The sequence below is a fragment of the Solibacillus sp. FSL R7-0668 genome (assembly GCF_038006205.1).
Taxonomy (GTDB): domain Bacteria; phylum Bacillota; class Bacilli; order Bacillales_A; family Planococcaceae; genus Solibacillus.
The window spans coordinates 3,844,435-3,861,071 of the sequence record NZ_JBBOUU010000001.1 but is presented as its reverse complement, the minus strand read 5'-3'; the positions used below and the strand labels follow the sequence as shown (position 1 = coordinate 3,861,071).

Genomic DNA, 16,637 nt, shown 5'->3' with positions numbered 1-16,637 from the left:
ACAATGAAAAGTCATTTAAGACTTATAACTTAAGGGAGGTAGGCTCCTTGATCGATGTTAATGAATTTGAATATATGAAAATTGGTTTAGCTTCTCCAGACAAGATTCGCTCTTGGTCATATGGTGAAGTTAAAAAACCAGAAACAATCAATTACCGTACATTAAAACCAGAAAAAGATGGTCTATTCTGTGAACGCATTTTCGGACCAACGAAAGACTGGGAATGTCACTGTGGTAAATATAAGCGTGTACGTTATAAAGGCGTCGTTTGTGACCGTTGTGGCGTAGAAGTAACACGCGCAAAAGTTCGTCGTGAACGTCAAGGGCACATCGAACTTGCAGCACCTGTATCGCACATTTGGTACTTCAAAGGTATTCCAAGCCGTATGGGTCTTATTTTAGACATGTCTCCTCGTGCACTAGAAGAAGTGATTTACTTTGCTTCTTATGTTGTAATTGAGCCAGGTCAAACAGCTTTAGGCTTCAAAGATTTACTTTCTGAAAAAGAATATCGTGCATACCGTGAAAAATACGGCAACGAATTCGAAGCGGCAATGGGTGCAGAAGCAATCAAACGCCTTTTAGAAAAAATCGATTTAGAAGACGAAACAGCTGTATTAAAAGAAGAGTTAAAATCTGCACAAGGCCAACGCCGCACACGTGCAATTAAGCGTTTAGAAGTAGTAGAAGCATTCCGTAACTCAGGTAACAAACCAGAGTGGATGATTTTAGATGTCCTACCAGTAATCCCACCAGAGCTTCGTCCAATGGTGCAATTAGATGGTGGTCGTTTCGCAACTTCTGACTTAAATGATCTTTACCGTCGTGTTATCAACCGTAATAACCGTTTAAAACGTTTACTTGATCTTGGCGCACCAAGCATCATCGTACAAAACGAAAAACGTATGTTACAAGAAGCGGTTGACGCATTAATCGATAATGGTCGTCGTGGTCGTCCTGTAACAGGTCCTGGTAACCGTCCTTTAAAATCACTTTCACACATGCTGAAAGGGAAGCAAGGTCGTTTCCGTCAAAACTTACTTGGTAAACGTGTAGACTACTCTGGTCGTTCGGTTATCGTAGTAGGTCCAAACTTAAAAATGTACCAATGTGGTCTTCCGAAAGAAATGGCAATCGAACTATTCAAGCCTTTCGTAATGAAAGAATTAGTAGAACGTGGCCTAGCTCATAACATTAAGAGTGCAAAACGCAAAATTGAGCGTTTACACAATGAAGTTTGGGACGTTTTAGAAGATGTAATTCGTGAGCATCCGGTATTACTTAACCGTGCACCGACGCTTCACCGTCTTGGTATTCAAGCATTCGAGCCTACATTAGTAGAGGGTCGTGCAATTCGTCTTCACCCATTAGTATGTACAGCTTACAACGCTGACTTTGATGGTGACCAAATGGCAGTTCACGTTCCATTATCAGCAGAAGCGCAAGCAGAAGCTCGTTTATTAATGTTAGCAGCACAAAATATCCTGAACCCGAAAGATGGTAAACCAGTCGTAACGCCATCTCAAGATATGGTATTAGGTAACTATTACTTAACGCTTGAACGTGAAAACGCGCGTGGTGAAGGTTCAATCTTTAACAATTCAAATGAAGTGCTAATTGCATACCAAAATGGTCATGTACATTTACACTCTCGTATTGCCATTAAAGCAAGCTCATTGAATAACCCAACGTTTACAGAAGAACAAAATAGCATGTTCCTATTAACTACGGTTGGTAAGGTAATCTTCAACGAAATTTTACCGAAGTCATTCCCTTACATTAACGAGCCTACTGCTACAAACTTAGAACAAAAAACACCTGAGAAATACTTCGTAAACTTAACAATTGACGAAGCGTTACAAAAAGAAATCGAAGCTACAGAAGGCTATGCAGATTTATCTGAAACAGAAAAAATTGAAGCGCAACGTCGTGCTGTGTTAGCGAAACACTTCACAAACGCACCTGTAGTAGATCCTTTCCGTAAAAAATTCTTAGGAAATGTCATCGCAGAAGTATTTAAAGAGTTCCATATTACAGAAACTTCTAAAATGCTTGACCGCATGAAAAACTTAGGTTTCAAATATTCTACACGTGCAGGTATTACAGTAGGTGTATCTGATATCGTTGTATTACCAGACAAAGGTGTAATCCTTGAAGAAGCACAAGGTAAAGTAGATAAAGTAATGGTTCAATTCCGTCGTGGTTTAATTACGGAGGAAGAGCGTTATAACCGTGTTATTAATGTATGGACAGCTGCGAAGGACGAAATCCAAGGTAAGCTGATGAAATCGTTACAAAATACAAACCCAATCTTCATGATGTCTGACTCTGGTGCCCGTGGTAACGCATCGAACTTCACTCAGTTAGCGGGTATGCGTGGTCTGATGGCCAACCCGGCTGGACGAATCATCGAGTTACCAATCAAATCTTCATTCCGTGAAGGTTTAACAGTATTAGAGTACTTCATCTCTACACACGGTGCGCGTAAAGGTCTAGCCGATACAGCACTTAAAACAGCCGATTCAGGTTACTTAACTCGTCGTCTAGTAGACGTAGCACAAGATGTTATCGTTCGTGAAGACGACTGTGGTACGGATCGCGGTTTATTAATCGGCTCGTTAATGGAAGGTAACGAATTAATCGAAGCATTAGATGAGCGTATCGTTGGTCGTTATGTGAAGAAAACAGTTCGTCACCCAGAAACGGGAGCGGTTATCGTAGAGCGCGATGGTCTAGTTACACAAGATATTGCACGTGTTATTGACGAAGCGGGTATCGAAGAAATTACAATTCGTTCTGCATTCACATGTAATACAAAACATGGCGTATGTAAAAAATGTTATGGTATGAACTTAGCTACTGGTGAAGAGGTAGAAGTTGGTGAGGCGGTAGGTATTATCGCAGCGCAATCTATCGGTGAGCCAGGTACGCAGTTAACGATGCGTACATTCCATACAGGTGGGGTAGCGGGTAACGATATCACACAAGGTCTTCCACGTATCCAAGAGATTTTCGAAGCACGTAATCCAAAAGGGCAAGCGGTCATCTCTGAAATCTCTGGTAAAGTAATCGAAATCGATGAAATCCGTGAAGGTCTAAAAGAAGTAACGATTCAAGGCGAAGTTGAAACGCGTAAATATCAAGCACCTTATAATGCTCGTTTAAAAGTAATTGAAGGTGATATGATTGCTGCAGGTCAAACTTTATCTGAAGGTTCAATTGACCCAAAACAATTATTAAAAGTAAAAGACGTATCAACAGTTCAAGAATATTTACTAAAAGAAGTACAAAAAGTATACCGTATGCAAGGGGTAGAAATTGGTGACAAACACATCGAAGTAATGGTTCGCCAAATGCTTCGTAAAGTGCGTGTAATCGAAGCAGGTGATACAGAGTTATTACCAGGTTCATTACTGGATATTCACCAATTCTCTGAGGCAAATGTTGATGCTGTATTAAACGGCAAAACACCAGCAACTTGTCGCCCTGTTATTTTAGGTATTACAAAAGCTTCTCTTGAAACAGAATCATTCTTATCTGCTGCATCATTCCAAGAAACAACACGTGTGTTAACGGATGCTGCAATTAAAGGTAAACGTGATGAGCTTCTAGGTCTGAAGGAAAACGTAATTATCGGTAAACTAGTTCCGGCTGGTACAGGTATGCAACGTTACCGTCAAATCCGTATGGAGCAAGATGAAACAGAAGAAGTAATTACAGCTGAATAGGCCTTACAATAATTACAATTCCGGTAGAGTTAGTCTCTACCGGAGTTTTTCTAAGGCATTTCTTTAAAGCAAAATAAACTAATGATCTTTTCGTAAGATATTGGTTGACAGTGTAAGTTTGGAATGATAATATATTGAAGGTTGATAGTTAGCTGTCTGTACTTAGGAGGATATGAAAATGTCTTACGATCAAGTAAAACAGGCTAGTCAAACAATCATAGGTATAAAGCAAGCAGTGAAAGCAATGCGTGCTGGACAAGTAACAGCTCTTTTCGTCGCAATTGATGCAGACAATTGGGTAACCGATCCGGCCATTCTTCTCGCGAAAGAAATTGGTGTACCAGTTTATCACGTCAATTCAAAGAAAGAACTTGGAAAAGCTTGCGGCATTCATGTTGGAGCTGCGGTTGTTGCGATTACTGCGATGTAGTTTTTGTGTAAAAATACACAAAGACTTTGTTTTTACCCAAAAAATGAACCACCTGGATGTGTGGTATTGAAAAAAGGAAAAAATGAAGGGAGGACAAATCGATGCCTACAATTAACCAATTAGTACGTAAGCCTCGTCAATCTAAAAGCACGAAATCAAAATCTCCAGCGTTAAACAAAGGTTATAACTCATTTAAAAAATCTTTAACTGACGTTAAATCTCCACAAAAACGCGGAGTTTGTACTCGTGTAGGTACAATGACACCACGTAAACCGAACTCGGCTTTACGTAAATATGCTCGTGTACGCTTAACTAACCAACTTGAGGTTACTGCGTATATCCCAGGTGAAGGCCACAACTTACAAGAACACAGTGTAGTTCTTATCCGTGGCGGACGCGTAAAAGACTTAGCGGGTGTTCGTTACCATATCGTACGTGGTGCTCTTGATACAGCTGGTGTAAACGGTCGTTTACAATCACGTTCTAAATACGGAACAAAACGCCCTAAAGAAAAAAAATAATTTAATTTTATATAGACCACTATTTGAAAGGAGGAAAACACATGCCTCGTAAAGGTCCTGTTTCCAAACGTGACGTGTTACCAGATCCAATTTATAATTCGAAACTAGTAACTCGTTTAATCAACAAAATGATGATTGATGGTAAAAGAGGTACTTCTCAAAAGATTTTATACGGAGCTTTTGAATTAGTTCAAGAGCGTTCGGGTCAAAATGCTTTAGAAGTATTTGAAGCTGCATTAAACAACGTAATGCCAGTATTAGAAGTACGCGCTCGTCGTGTTGGTGGTTCTAACTACCAAGTACCAGTAGAAGTTCGTCCAGAACGTCGTACAACTTTAGGTTTACGTTATTTAGTTAACTATTCTCGTCTTCGTGGTGAAAAAACGATGGAAGAGCGTTTAGCTAACGAAATCTTAGATGCATCAAACAACACTGGTGCTTCAGTTAAGAAACGTGAAGATATGCACAAAATGGCAGAAGCGAACAAAGCGTTTGCTCACTACCGTTGGTAATTTAAACTTAGCTCTAGCTTGCTAGAGCTTAAGGTTTTTTATCTAAACAGTTAACCCAATATGGAAGGAGAAATTTCCTATGAAACGCGAATTCTCTCTAGAGAATACTCGTAATATTGGGATCATGGCTCACATTGATGCTGGTAAAACAACAACAACTGAGCGTATCCTTTATTACACTGGTAAGATTCACAAAATCGGTGAAACGCATGACGGTGGAGCTCAAATGGACTGGATGGAGCAAGAGCAAGAACGTGGTATCACAATCACTTCTGCTGCTACAACAGCACAATGGGCTGGTCACCGTATCAACATCATCGATACTCCTGGACACGTAGACTTCACTGTAGAAGTAGAACGTTCTTTACGTGTACTTGATGGTGCTGTAACAGTATTAGATGCTCAATCAGGTGTTGAGCCTCAAACTGAAACAGTATGGCGTCAAGCTACTACTTACGGGGTTCCTCGTATCGTATTCATCAACAAAATGGATAAAATGGGTGCAGATTTCTTATATTCTTTAGGAACATTACATGAACGTTTACAAGCAAACGCTCACCCAATCCAATTACCAATTGGTGCAGAAGACGAGTTCTCAGCTATCATCGACTTAGTAGAAATGAACGCTACATTCTACGGTAACGAAGAGGGTACTGCAGTAACAGTTGGTGAGATTCCAGAATCTCATAAAGCACAAGCTGAAGAGTACCGTGAGAAATTAATCGACGCTGTTGCAAGTGTTGATGAAGATCTTATGGAGAAATACTTAGAAGGCGAAGAAATTACTAAAGAAGAATTAAAAGCAGCAATCCGTAAAGCTACTATCGCGGTAGAATTCTACCCAGTACTTTGTGGTACAGCATTCAAACACAAAGGTGTTCGTAAAATGCTAGATGCAGCTGTTGATTATCTTCCAGCTCCAACGGATGTTCCTGACATTAAAGGTACTGACATTGATGGTGAAGAAGAAATCATCCGTCATTCTTCTGATGAAGAGCCATTCTCAGCGCTTGCATTCAAAGTAATGACTGACCCATTCGTAGGTAAGTTAACATTCTTCCGTGTGTACTCTGGTACATTAGAAGCTGGTTCTTACGTACAAAACTCTTCTAAAGGTAAACGTGAGCGTGTAGGTCGTATCCTACAAATGCACGCTAACTCTCGTGAAGAGATTTCAAAAGTATTCGCAGGTGATATCGCTGCTGCTGTAGGTCTTAAAGATACTTCAACTGGTGATACTTTATGTGACGATAAAAACCTTGTTATTTTAGAGTCTATGGAGTTCCCAGAGCCAGTTATCTCTTTATCTGTAGAACCAAAATCTAAAGCTGACCAAGATAAGATGGGTCAAGCATTAGCTAAATTACAAGAAGAAGATCCAACTTTCCGTGCTCACACTGACACAGAAACTGGACAAACGATCATCTCTGGTATGGGTGAGTTACACTTAGACATCCTAGTTGACCGTATGCGCCGTGAATTTAAAGTTGATGCAAACGTTGGTGCTCCAATGGTATCTTACCGTGAGACATTCCGTTCTGAAGCTAAAGTTCAAGGTAAATTCACTCGTCAATCTGGTGGTCGCGGTCAATACGGTGACGTAACGATCGAGTTCTCTCCAAACGAAGAAGGTAAAGGCTTTGAATTCGAAAACGCTATCGTTGGTGGTGTTGTACCTCGTGAATACATTCCTGCTGTAGAAGCTGGTTTACGTGATTCTTTAGATCGCGGTGTAATTGCTGGTTACCCATTAATCGATATTAAAGCGAAATTAGTATTCGGTTCTTACCATGATGTTGACTCGAATGAGATGGCATTCAAAATCGCTGCTTCTATGGCATTAAAAGAAGCTGCTAAAAAATGTAGCCCAGCTTTATTAGAGCCAATGATGAAAGTTGAAGTTGTAATTCCAGAAGAGTACCTTGGTGATATCATGGGTAACATTACTGCTCGTCGCGGACGCGTTGAGGGTATGGAAGCTCGCGGTAACTCTCAAGTAGTACGCGCAATGGTACCATTAGCTGAAATGTTCGGCTATGCTACAACTTTACGTTCTGCAACACAAGGTCGCGGTGTATTCTCAATGGTGTTCGATCACTATGAAGATGTACCAAAATCAATTGCAGAAGAAATTATCAAAAAAAATAAAGGTGAATAATTGAAATTTCATCTTGCATCAAGTATAAATAATTTGTAAGCTATGATTGCGGAACTATAGATGGGCCCATCTATAGTCAGCAATTTTAGTATATATTTTAAAATAAAATAAAACATAACTCTGAGGAGGCATTTTCTAATGGCTAAAGAAAAATTTGACCGTTCAAAAACGCATGCTAACGTTGGTACAATCGGACACGTTGACCATGGTAAAACAACTTTAACTGCTGCAATCGCAACAGTTCTTTCTAAAAAAATGGGTGGGGAAGCTAAATCATATGCTGACGTAGACAACGCACCAGAAGAAAAAGAACGTGGTATTACAATCAATACTTCACACGTTGAGTATGAAACTGAAACTCGTCACTACGCACACGTAGACTGCCCAGGACACGCTGACTATGTTAAAAACATGATCACTGGTGCTGCACAAATGGATGGCGGTATCTTAGTAGTATCTGCTGCTGATGGTCCAATGCCACAAACTCGTGAGCACATCCTTTTATCTCGTCAAGTAGGTGTTCCTTACTTAGTAGTATTCATGAACAAATGTGATATGGTTGACGACGAAGAATTATTAGAATTAGTAGAAATGGAAATCCGTGACCTACTATCTGAATATGAATTCCCAGGCGACGATATTCCTGTAATCAAAGGTTCTGCTCTTAAAGCTCTTGAAGGTGAGCCTGAGTGGGAAGAAAAAATCGTTGAATTAATGAACGCTGTTGATGAGTACATCCCAACTCCAGAGCGTCAAACTGACAAACCATTCATGATGCCAGTAGAGGACGTATTCTCTATCACTGGTCGTGGTACAGTTGCAACTGGCCGTGTTGAACGTGGTCAAGTTAAAGTTGGTGACGTAGTAGAAATCATCGGTATCACTGAAGAAGCTAAATCTACAACTGTAACTGGTGTAGAAATGTTCCGTAAATTATTAGATTACGCTGAAGCTGGTGACAACATTGGTGCTTTATTACGTGGTGTTGCTCGTGAAGACATCCAACGTGGTCAAGTATTAGCTAAACCAGGTTCAATCACTCCACACACAAACTTCAAAGCAGAAGTTTATGTATTATCAAAAGAAGAGGGTGGACGTCATACTCCATTCTTCTCTAACTACCGTCCTCAGTTCTACTTCCGTACAACTGACGTAACTGGTATTTGTATGTTACCAGAAGGCGTAGAAATGGTTATGCCTGGCGATAACATCGAAATGACTGTAGAATTAATCGCTCCAATCGCTCTTGAAGAAGGTACTAAATTCTCTATCCGTGAGGGTGGCCGTACTGTAGGCGCTGGCGTAGTTGCTACTATCCAAAAATAATTTTAGCTTTTAGCTAAGGTTCAAAACACCTTGTAGGGACGCTTACAAGGTGTTTTTTTGCATTCAATATAGTTAAAAGGCATAATGTTTATTCGAAATATGTATTTTATTTATAGTGCCAGCTTCAAGTATAATCTTCCTTAAGAACAGGGGATTGTTCAATTGAAGGGGGATTTTTTATGACGAATTATGTGCAAGTTGGAAATTTACAAGTAGCTGAGCAATTAGCAGATTTTATTAATAATCATGTATTACCTGAAAGCGGTGTAGAACAGGAAAGCTTTTGGGCAGGCTTTGATCAATTAATTCATGAGTTGGCACCAGAAAATAAAGCACTATTAGTACGTCGTGAGGAGTTACAAGCACAAATTAATAACTGGCATAAGGAAAATAAAAATAATTTTAACTTTGATCAGTATAAATCCTTTTTACAAGAAATCGGCTACTTAGAGCCTAAAATAGAAGATTATAAAGTAGAGACTGAAAATGTAGATGATGAAATTGCATTGCAGGCTGGGCCACAGTTAGTAGTACCTGTAAGTAATGCGCGCTATGCAATTAATGCAGCAAATGCACGTTGGGGTAGTTTTTATGATGCGCTTTACGGCACGGATGTAATTAGTGATGAAGATGGAGCTGAAGCTGGTAAAGGCTATAATCCGATACGTGGCAATAAAGTAATCGCTTATGCAAAGGACTTTTTAAATAAGGCAGCCGCTTTACAGCAAGGTTCGCATGCAGATGCAACGTGCTATGTCATTGCCGCGGGTAGACTTGAAGTGACATTAGCAGATGGAACAAACACAACGCTCGCACAAGCAGAAAAATTAATTGGTTACAATGGGGATGCCAGTGCACCGACAGCTATTTTATTGAAAAATAATGACCTACACATTGAAATTCAAATTGACCGCAATCATCCAATTGGTAAAGAGGATGCAGCAGGTGTGAAGGATGTGTATTTAGAGTCAGCCGTGACAACGATTATGGACTGCGAGGATTCTGTAGCAGCAGTAGACGCAGAGGATAAGGTTGAGGTGTATTCCAACTGGCTGGGGCTAATGAAAGGCGACCTTTCAGCAACTTTTGAAAAAGGCTCAAAAACAATGACACGTACATTAAATCCAAACCGTTTATACACAGGGCTAAATGGCGAGACAGTAACGTTGAACGGGCGTTCGCTGATGTTTATTCGTAACGTAGGTCATTTAATGACAAACCCGGCCATTTTAGATAAGGATGGCAATGAAGTTCCTGAAGGTATTATGGATGGCGTGATTACAAGCTTAATCGCGAAGCATGAAGTGTTAGGCAACGGACAGCATAAAAATTCGCAAAAAGGCTCTGTATATATTGTAAAGCCAAAAATGCATGGTCCAGCAGAAGTGGCGTTTGCTAATAAACTATTTACACAGGTAGAAGATTTAATTGGCTTAGAGCGCGATACATTAAAAATTGGGGTTATGGATGAGGAGCGCCGCACATCCCTAAATTTAAAAGCATGTATCAAAGAAGTAAAGAACCGTGTTGTTTTCATTAATACAGGCTTCTTAGATCGTACGGGTGATGAAATTCATACGTCGATGGAAGCGGGGGCGATGATTCGTAAAGGTGAAATGAAAGCATCGACTTGGTTAACATCCTATGAAAAATCCAATGTAATCGTAGGCTTAAATGCCGGCTTACAAGGTCGCGCTCAAATTGGTAAAGGGATGTGGGCGATGCCGGATTTAATGGCTGAAATGATCAAACAAAAAATTGGCCATCCGCAAGCAGGTGCGAATACAGCCTGGGTTCCATCACCAACAGCAGCGACTTTACACGCAACGCATTACCATGAAGTGGACGTAAAAGAGGTGCAAAAAGGAATCGTAACGTCTGAGGATTTACAAGATGCGATTTTACAAATTCCAGTTGCGCCGTCTACAGATTGGTCACCTGAGGAGATTCAGCAAGAGTTGGATAATAATGCACAAGGAATTTTAGGTTATGTTGTGCGCTGGGTAGAGCATGGGGTTGGTTGTTCGAAGGTTCCAGATATTAATAATATCGGCTTAATGGAAGACCGTGCGACATTGCGTATTTCAAGTCAGCATGTAGCAAACTGGTTACACCACGGCATTTGTACAGCAGCGCAAGTGGAAGAAACATTAAAGCGTATGGCAAAGGTAGTGGATGAGCAAAATGCAGATGATGCAGCTTATACACCGATGTCAGCTAATTATGAGGAGTCAGTCGCATTCCAAGCGGCGAGTGACTTAGTATTTAAAGGCTATGATCAGCCAAGTGGGTATACAGAGCCGATTTTACACAAAAAGCGTATTGAAGCGAAGGCTAAACAAAAAGTAAATGCTTAAAAATATGGGGGCTATCCAGAATACCTATTTCTGGATAGTCCTTTTTTAATGAAGTACAAATTGCTTTGCGAGTCGAATAAATTCACGTACCGCAAACGGGAGATACTTATTTTTCTTCCACGTAATGCCGAGCTCAAGATGAATAATTTCCTCTTTGAATGGAATGCATTTAATAGAGGGATACGGGATTTTTTCAGCAATTTTTTGGGGGAGCAGAGCAATGCCGAGCTGAGCCTGTACCATTTCGATAAACAGATCCTTTTGTGTCGTTTCGCATGCAATTGTTGGAGAAAAGCCAAGCTTCGAGCATTCTTCCATAATGCGGTCATATAAGATAAAGTCTTTGCGGTAAATAATAAAGGCTTCATTAGTTAAATCAGCCATGGTGATATTGTTTTTTTGTGCGAGTGGATGATTTTCATGCACAATCAGTTGCAAAGGGTCTCGTAAAAAACAAATGGTTTCAAGATTTTCATTGGTCGATGCGACACTGCATACAAGGCCAATATCGAGTTCGCCGACATCAATTTCTTCACGGATTTTTTTGGTGCCTACCTCTGTTAATACGATTTCGATATACGGATTTTGTTCTTTGTACATGCTAATCAAACGTGAGAAAAATTCGGCGCCTACGATTGGCGGGATACCGATTCGGATTTGCCCCTTCTTTAGCTGCATTAAATCAGTTAATTCAGAGCGTAGGTTTTGGAATGATTCGAGCACTTGCATGGAATTGATGAGCACCGCTTGACCAGCATCCGTTAGTTCAAGCTGCTTGGATGAACGGTAAAATAGTGGTACACCGAGCTCTGCTTCAAAATTTTGTATCGCTTTACTAATAGATGGCTGGGATACATGCAGTGTGGCAGCTGCTTTTGTGAAGCTGAGCTGCTTGGCAACCTCTACAAAATATTCAATTTGGCGAATATCCATTTCTTTCACCTCGTCTAACAATGATTGCCTCGATTATAACAAAGTTTAACCATACGCGAATATAGTGTTTTTTGTATAATAAAGGGAGAAGGAGTGTGGGTGAGTTGAAAGTGTTATTAATCGAAGACGATGGGGCAATTTTTTCATTGATTGAGGAGCGCTTCCGTCAGTGGAATATTGAGGTAGTAGGTCCGGAAAACTTCCATCAGGTGATGACTACTTTTTCAGAACAAAAACCGCAGCTCGTCATAATTGATATTCAGCTACCTGCATTTGACGGCTTTCATTGGTGTCGTGAAATTCGGGCGCAATCGAAAGTGCCTATTTTATTTTTATCTTCGCGTGATCATCCAATGGATATGGTAATGGCGATGCAAATGGGGGCCGATGATTTTGTGCAAAAGCCGTTTCATATGGAGGTGCTACTTGCAAAGGTACAAGCATTATTGCGCCGTACTTATGATTATCAGGAAGTGGCGCAACATGATGTGGAAACGTGGAACGGTGCTGAAATCCAATACGACCGTGCACTTGTCCATTTTCAAAACAAGCAGGTAGAGCTAACAAAAAATGAGCTATTTATTTTAAAGGTTTTAGTGAAGGTGAAGGGGCAAATCGTGTCACGTGATGATTTAATGCGTAAACTTTGGGATGATGAGCGCTTTGTCAATGACAATACGCTGACGGTCAATGTCAATCGCTTGCGCCAGCGTTTAGAGGAAATTGGTTTAGTCGATGTCATCTTAACGAAAAAAGGGCTTGGCTATATGGCGGTGAGTGAATGATACGCTTGTTTTTGCGCCAGCATAGCTCTTGGCTGCTGTTTGTAGTAGGTTTGCAGTTGATTGTTAATTTAATTTTAGTTGTAGATAGCGGCTTTCAAGGGGTGTCGCTATATTATATGAATCTTGTATGGTTCGTACTGATTGGTTTCTTTTTATTATGGCGTTACCTGGTGGAAGCGAAAATGATGAGGGACTATGCCTATAAAAAGCGGAATTATGCCGAGGCTGTTAAAGAGGAGTATGAAGAAAGGCTTTCTCGTCATAAGGCAGAGCTACAGGAGCAAAAATTACTCTTGTTAGAACGTCAGGATGAGTTAGTCGCATGGGTGCATGAGATGAAATCACCATTGACGGCAATTCAATTGATTGTTGATAAAATGGAGGCGCCTGAACTAAAGGAGCAAATGGAAACGGAATGGCTGCGCTTGTATTTATTACTCGACCAACAGCTCCATGCCACGCGTTTACTGACCATTGAGCAAGATAATCGAATAGAAAAAGTAGTGCTGAAAGAGGTGCTTGTGCAGGAGGTGAAGTCGTTACGTAGCTGGTGCTTTGAAAAACAGCTTGCGCTTGATTTACAGGATGTTGATGTCGTAGTTCAAACAGACGCGAAATGGCTTGGCTTTATTACACGGCAAATTTTATCGAATGCGGTGAAGTATAGTGAGGTAGGTGGCGAAATCCACATTTACACAACGACCGAGCATGAACAGCTCATTTTGCATATACAAGATCAGGGTGTCGGCATTAAAACAGAAGACTTACCACGTGTTTTCCGTAAATCATACACAGGTACAATTGGACGCGAAACGAGTGCAGCGACAGGAATGGGGCTCTATTTAGCAAAACAAGTAGCCGATTCTTTAGCCATTCAGCTTAGCATTGATTCAACAGAACAAATCGGCACAACGGTCCACATACGTTTCCCTAAAACGAATGCGTATGTAAAAACGCTCGCGTAAGTGACAACATCGTCACATTGCGGGCGTTTTTGTCATGTCAATCAAACGATTCGGATGCTAGAAGCGGGTAAAATAAAGGCAAGAAGAGAGGTTGAGAAAAATGAGTATTTTAATTGCACGCAAAATTCGAAAAACCTATGGCAAACGGGCACTTGCACAGGAAGTATTAAAAGGGATCGATTTAGAAGTGGAAAAGGGCGAATTTGTCGGCATTATGGGTCCTTCTGGCTCTGGGAAAACGACGCTCCTAAATGTATTATGCTCGATTGATCAAGTAACGGATGGGCTAGTTGAAATAAATGGGCAAAAATTGCAGGGGATGAAGGAGCGCGCCTTAGCGAAGTTCCGTCGTGATGAGCTGGGCTTTATCTTTCAGGATTATAATTTATTGGATACATTAACGGTAAAGGAAAATATTTTACTCCCGCTGTCGTTAAGCTCGATTCCCAAGGTAGCTGCTGAGCAACGTTTACAGGATTTGGTGAAGGTTTTAGGGATTGAAGCGATTTTAACGAAATACCCGAATGAAATTTCAGGTGGGCAAAAGCAGCGTACATCAGCAGCACGTGCGCTCATTTCGAATCCTTCCCTTGTCTTTGCAGATGAACCAACAGGTGCACTCGATTCAAAATCGGCGACAGCATTATTAGATAATTTATCGAAAATAAACGTGGCGAAGCAGGCAACGATTATGATGGTCACACATGATGCAGTGGCAGCGAGCTTTTGTTCCCGCGTGTTATTTTTAAAGGATGGGCAAATTTATACCGAGCTTTATAAGGGTGATAAATCACGTACAGACTTTTTCCAACAAATTTTAAGTACGCAAAGTGTTTTAGGCGGTGAGCAAAGTGAAGCTTAGTCAGCTTGTTTTAAAAAGCATGCAAAAAAACATGCGTCACTATTATTTATATTTTTTCGCACTCATTTTTAGTGTGACGCTATTCTTCTCATTTGTGACATTGCAATATAATGAGTCCATTATTGAAGCAACAAAAGCGAGTGGTACGGCAACGGCTGGTTTTGAAGCAGCTTCGTATATGCTGTATTTCATTGTGTTATTTTTTGTTTTATATGCGAATCATTTATTTATTAAACGTCGCAGTAAGGAAATCGGGCTTTATCAATTAATTGGAATGACAAAGGGACTAGTGACGCGCTTAATTGCCTTTGAAAATATTTTATTATTTGCAGGGGCAGTTAGTATCGGTATGGTCCTAGGTTTACTTAGCTCGCGTTTATTTGCGATGATTTTATTGAAGCTTTTACAATTTGACGCAGTAGTAACAATGTCCTTTAGTAAAGTAGCAGTTGTTAATACGCTCATGGTATTCGGTATTTTACTTGTAATCATTTTATTACAAATGGCATTTATGGTACGTAAAACAACATTATTATCACTATTTAATGCCTCAAAGCAAGCAGATGAGCGTGTAAAGCGTTTTAGTGTATTTCCAATGCTTATGGGTGCAGTTGGTTTAGGGTTAATTGTGTATGGTTATTACGAAAGTACGGTGTTATTTTCAGCAGAAACAAAGAATTTATTTGTTAGTATGATCATTATTTTAGCAACTACTATTGGGGGAACGTATTTTGTGTTCCGTTATTCGGTAGCATTTGTATTAAATTTATTCCGTTTAAGTAAAAAAGGACATTTGAAGTTATCGGACATGCTCGCGTTGACACCGATTATGCACCGCATGAAAAGTAATGCAAAATCACTGACGCTTATTACCGTGTTAACGGCGGTGTCTTTAGCGATTACAACACTGTCTTATATTAGCTATTATTCAGCAAGTTCAACAGCTGAAGAGCGAGTGCCAGCTGATTATGTAACAGTAGATGGTCGTGAAACAAATTTTTTAAAAGCGTTAGATGAGCAGGGGATTGCTTATACAACTAAAACGCTGAATTTAACAAGTGCTCAAGTGGATTTGACAGAAATATTTGATAAAAAGTCAATAGAAATGTTTGGGGATAATACGCTTGGTGACACACTTGTTATTTCACTATCAGATTATCAGCAAATCGATCCAACACTGCAATTAGCAGCAGGAGAGGCTATTTTAACATCGTACAACGGCTTTATGTCTAATATAATTCCTATTGTTGCGCCATTAGAGCTAACATTGCTACATGGGGAACATCAATTCCCTATTCATATTAAACGAATAGACGAAGAATCGATTTTAGCGTGGCGTATTACATTTGGTGGCTTTGTTATTGTAGCAGAGGATGCGGTATTTAAAGAACTTCAACAATTAAATGAAGGCGAATCCTTTAGCAATGTAACTAAATCGCAAACAACGGTAGATTTAGTTGATGCAAGCGAGGAAACATATGAGCAAGTAGAAAAGTTATATAAAACAACAGGTGCTAATATTTTCCTAGAATCTAAAGAAGATGGTCAAATCAGTAACTTAAGCTCGCAACAAACGGAGATTAAAGAAAACTTAAATATGTATGGTACAACTATTTTCACAACAGCCTTTTTAGGGTTAGCATTCTTACTTGCGACAGGTAGTATTTTATACTTTAAGCAAATGTCTGAAGCGGATGAAGAGGCAGACTCGTATAAAATTTTACGTAAAATTGGCTTTACGCAGGACGAATTACTTCGAGGCATTATTATAAAGCAAGTATTTAACTTTGGTGTACCGCTGATAATCGGATTATTGCATAGCTATTTTGCGGTGAAATCCGGTTGGTTCCTATTTGGTACGGAAATGACAACACCAGTACTTGTAACAATGGCACTTTATATCGCTATGTATATGGTATTTGCGGCTTTAACAATCAATTATTACAAAAAAATTATTAAACAAGCTTTATAATTTAGCTAAACCGTCAATTTTTTCTTAATTGGCGGTTTATTTAGTTTGATTTCCATTGACGATTGCGTTGATTTCTTGTAACTTTAAC

12 protein-coding genes are annotated in these 16,637 nt (G+C 39.9%); 11 read left to right on the top strand and 1 reads right to left on the bottom strand.

What is annotated here, in order from left to right; genetic code table 11:
• Positions 1 to 47 precede the first annotated feature (47 nt).
• The 7 genes from rpoC (at position 48) to MKX47_RS19375 (ending at position 11,032) form a co-directional block, all read left to right on the top strand.
• The gene (gene rpoC / locus MKX47_RS19405) at positions 48 to 3,728 is read left to right on the top strand and encodes a DNA-directed RNA polymerase subunit beta' (RefSeq protein ID WP_340777414.1); all 3,681 of its coding nucleotides are present in this window, start codon (positions 48 to 50) and stop codon (positions 3,726 to 3,728) included.
• Between the two features lie 178 nt (positions 3,729 to 3,906).
• Entirely contained in the window at positions 3,907 to 4,158 is a 252-nt protein-coding gene (locus tag MKX47_RS19400; RefSeq protein ID WP_340777412.1) for a ribosomal L7Ae/L30e/S12e/Gadd45 family protein, read from the top strand.
• Positions 4,159 to 4,259: 101 nt separating this feature from the next.
• Positions 4,260 to 4,679 (top strand): 30S ribosomal protein S12, encoded by a 420-nt coding sequence (gene rpsL, locus MKX47_RS19395; protein ID WP_008406983.1) that lies wholly within the window; start codon positions 4,260 to 4,262, stop codon positions 4,677 to 4,679.
• Between the two features lie 41 nt (positions 4,680 to 4,720).
• Complete coding sequence (rpsG, locus tag MKX47_RS19390; protein ID WP_241370732.1) at positions 4,721 to 5,191, top strand: 30S ribosomal protein S7; 471 nt, start codon at positions 4,721 to 4,723, stop codon at positions 5,189 to 5,191.
• A gap of 79 nt (positions 5,192 to 5,270) precedes the next feature.
• Positions 5,271 to 7,349 carry an elongation factor G gene (gene fusA / locus MKX47_RS19385; RefSeq protein ID WP_340777409.1) on the top strand — a complete coding sequence of 693 codons (2,079 nt, stop codon included), beginning with the start codon at positions 5,271 to 5,273 and terminating at the stop codon, positions 7,347 to 7,349.
• A 138-nt stretch (positions 7,350 to 7,487) separates the two neighbouring features.
• Positions 7,488 to 8,675, top strand: coding sequence for an elongation factor Tu (gene tuf / locus MKX47_RS19380; RefSeq protein ID WP_340777406.1), 1,188 nt, complete (start codon positions 7,488 to 7,490; stop codon positions 8,673 to 8,675).
• Positions 8,676 to 8,854: 179 nt separating this feature from the next.
• A complete protein-coding gene (locus tag MKX47_RS19375) occupies positions 8,855 to 11,032 on the top strand; it encodes a malate synthase G (protein WP_340777404.1) in 2,178 nt (725 codons plus the stop codon).
• Positions 11,033 to 11,077: 45 nt separating this feature from the next.
• On the opposite strand, the gene MKX47_RS19370 is transcribed toward MKX47_RS19375, so the two are convergent.
• Entirely contained in the window at positions 11,078 to 11,965 is an 888-nt protein-coding gene (locus tag MKX47_RS19370) for a LysR family transcriptional regulator (protein WP_340777402.1), read from the bottom strand.
• A gap of 104 nt (positions 11,966 to 12,069) precedes the next feature.
• Here MKX47_RS19370 and MKX47_RS19365 point away from each other — a divergent pair, with 104 nt between their 5' ends.
• From MKX47_RS19365 to MKX47_RS19350, 4 genes are all read left to right on the top strand, one after another.
• The gene (locus tag MKX47_RS19365) at positions 12,070 to 12,750 is read left to right on the top strand and encodes a response regulator transcription factor (protein WP_340777400.1); all 681 of its coding nucleotides are present in this window, start codon (positions 12,070 to 12,072) and stop codon (positions 12,748 to 12,750) included.
• Entirely contained in the window at positions 12,747 to 13,715 is a 969-nt protein-coding gene (locus MKX47_RS19360) for a sensor histidine kinase (RefSeq protein ID WP_340777398.1), read from the top strand. The genes MKX47_RS19365 and MKX47_RS19360 overlap by 4 nt, the downstream gene beginning before the upstream one ends.
• 100 nt (positions 13,716 to 13,815) lie before the next feature.
• Complete coding sequence (locus tag MKX47_RS19355; protein WP_340777396.1) at positions 13,816 to 14,577, top strand: ABC transporter ATP-binding protein; 762 nt, start codon at positions 13,816 to 13,818, stop codon at positions 14,575 to 14,577.
• Positions 14,567 to 16,549, top strand: coding sequence for an ABC transporter permease (locus MKX47_RS19350; protein ID WP_340777394.1), 1,983 nt, complete (start codon positions 14,567 to 14,569; stop codon positions 16,547 to 16,549). Before MKX47_RS19355 ends, MKX47_RS19350 begins: the two co-directional genes overlap by 11 nt.
• The last annotated feature ends 88 nt before the right edge of the window (positions 16,550 to 16,637 follow it).

What these genes read in the sequence shown, in the direction of transcription:
- MKX47_RS19400 (WP_340777412.1), top strand. Translation starts at nt 3,907, where the DNA reads ATGTCTTACGATCAAGTAAAACAGGCTAGTCAAACAATCATAGGTATA.
- rpsL (WP_008406983.1), top strand. Translation starts at nt 4,260, where the DNA reads ATGCCTACAATTAACCAATTAGTACGTAAGCCTCGTCAATCTAAAAGC.
- rpsG (WP_241370732.1), top strand. Translation starts at nt 4,721, where the DNA reads ATGCCTCGTAAAGGTCCTGTTTCCAAACGTGACGTGTTACCAGATCCA.
- fusA (WP_340777409.1), top strand. Translation starts at nt 5,271, where the DNA reads ATGAAACGCGAATTCTCTCTAGAGAATACTCGTAATATTGGGATCATG.
- tuf (WP_340777406.1), top strand. Translation starts at nt 7,488, where the DNA reads ATGGCTAAAGAAAAATTTGACCGTTCAAAAACGCATGCTAACGTTGGT.
- MKX47_RS19375 (WP_340777404.1), top strand. Translation starts at nt 8,855, where the DNA reads ATGACGAATTATGTGCAAGTTGGAAATTTACAAGTAGCTGAGCAATTA.
- MKX47_RS19370 (WP_340777402.1), bottom strand. Translation starts at nt 11,965, where the DNA reads ATGGATATTCGCCAAATTGAATATTTTGTAGAGGTTGCCAAGCAGCTC.
- MKX47_RS19360 (WP_340777398.1), top strand. Translation starts at nt 12,747, where the DNA reads ATGATACGCTTGTTTTTGCGCCAGCATAGCTCTTGGCTGCTGTTTGTA.
- MKX47_RS19355 (WP_340777396.1), top strand. Translation starts at nt 13,816, where the DNA reads ATGAGTATTTTAATTGCACGCAAAATTCGAAAAACCTATGGCAAACGG.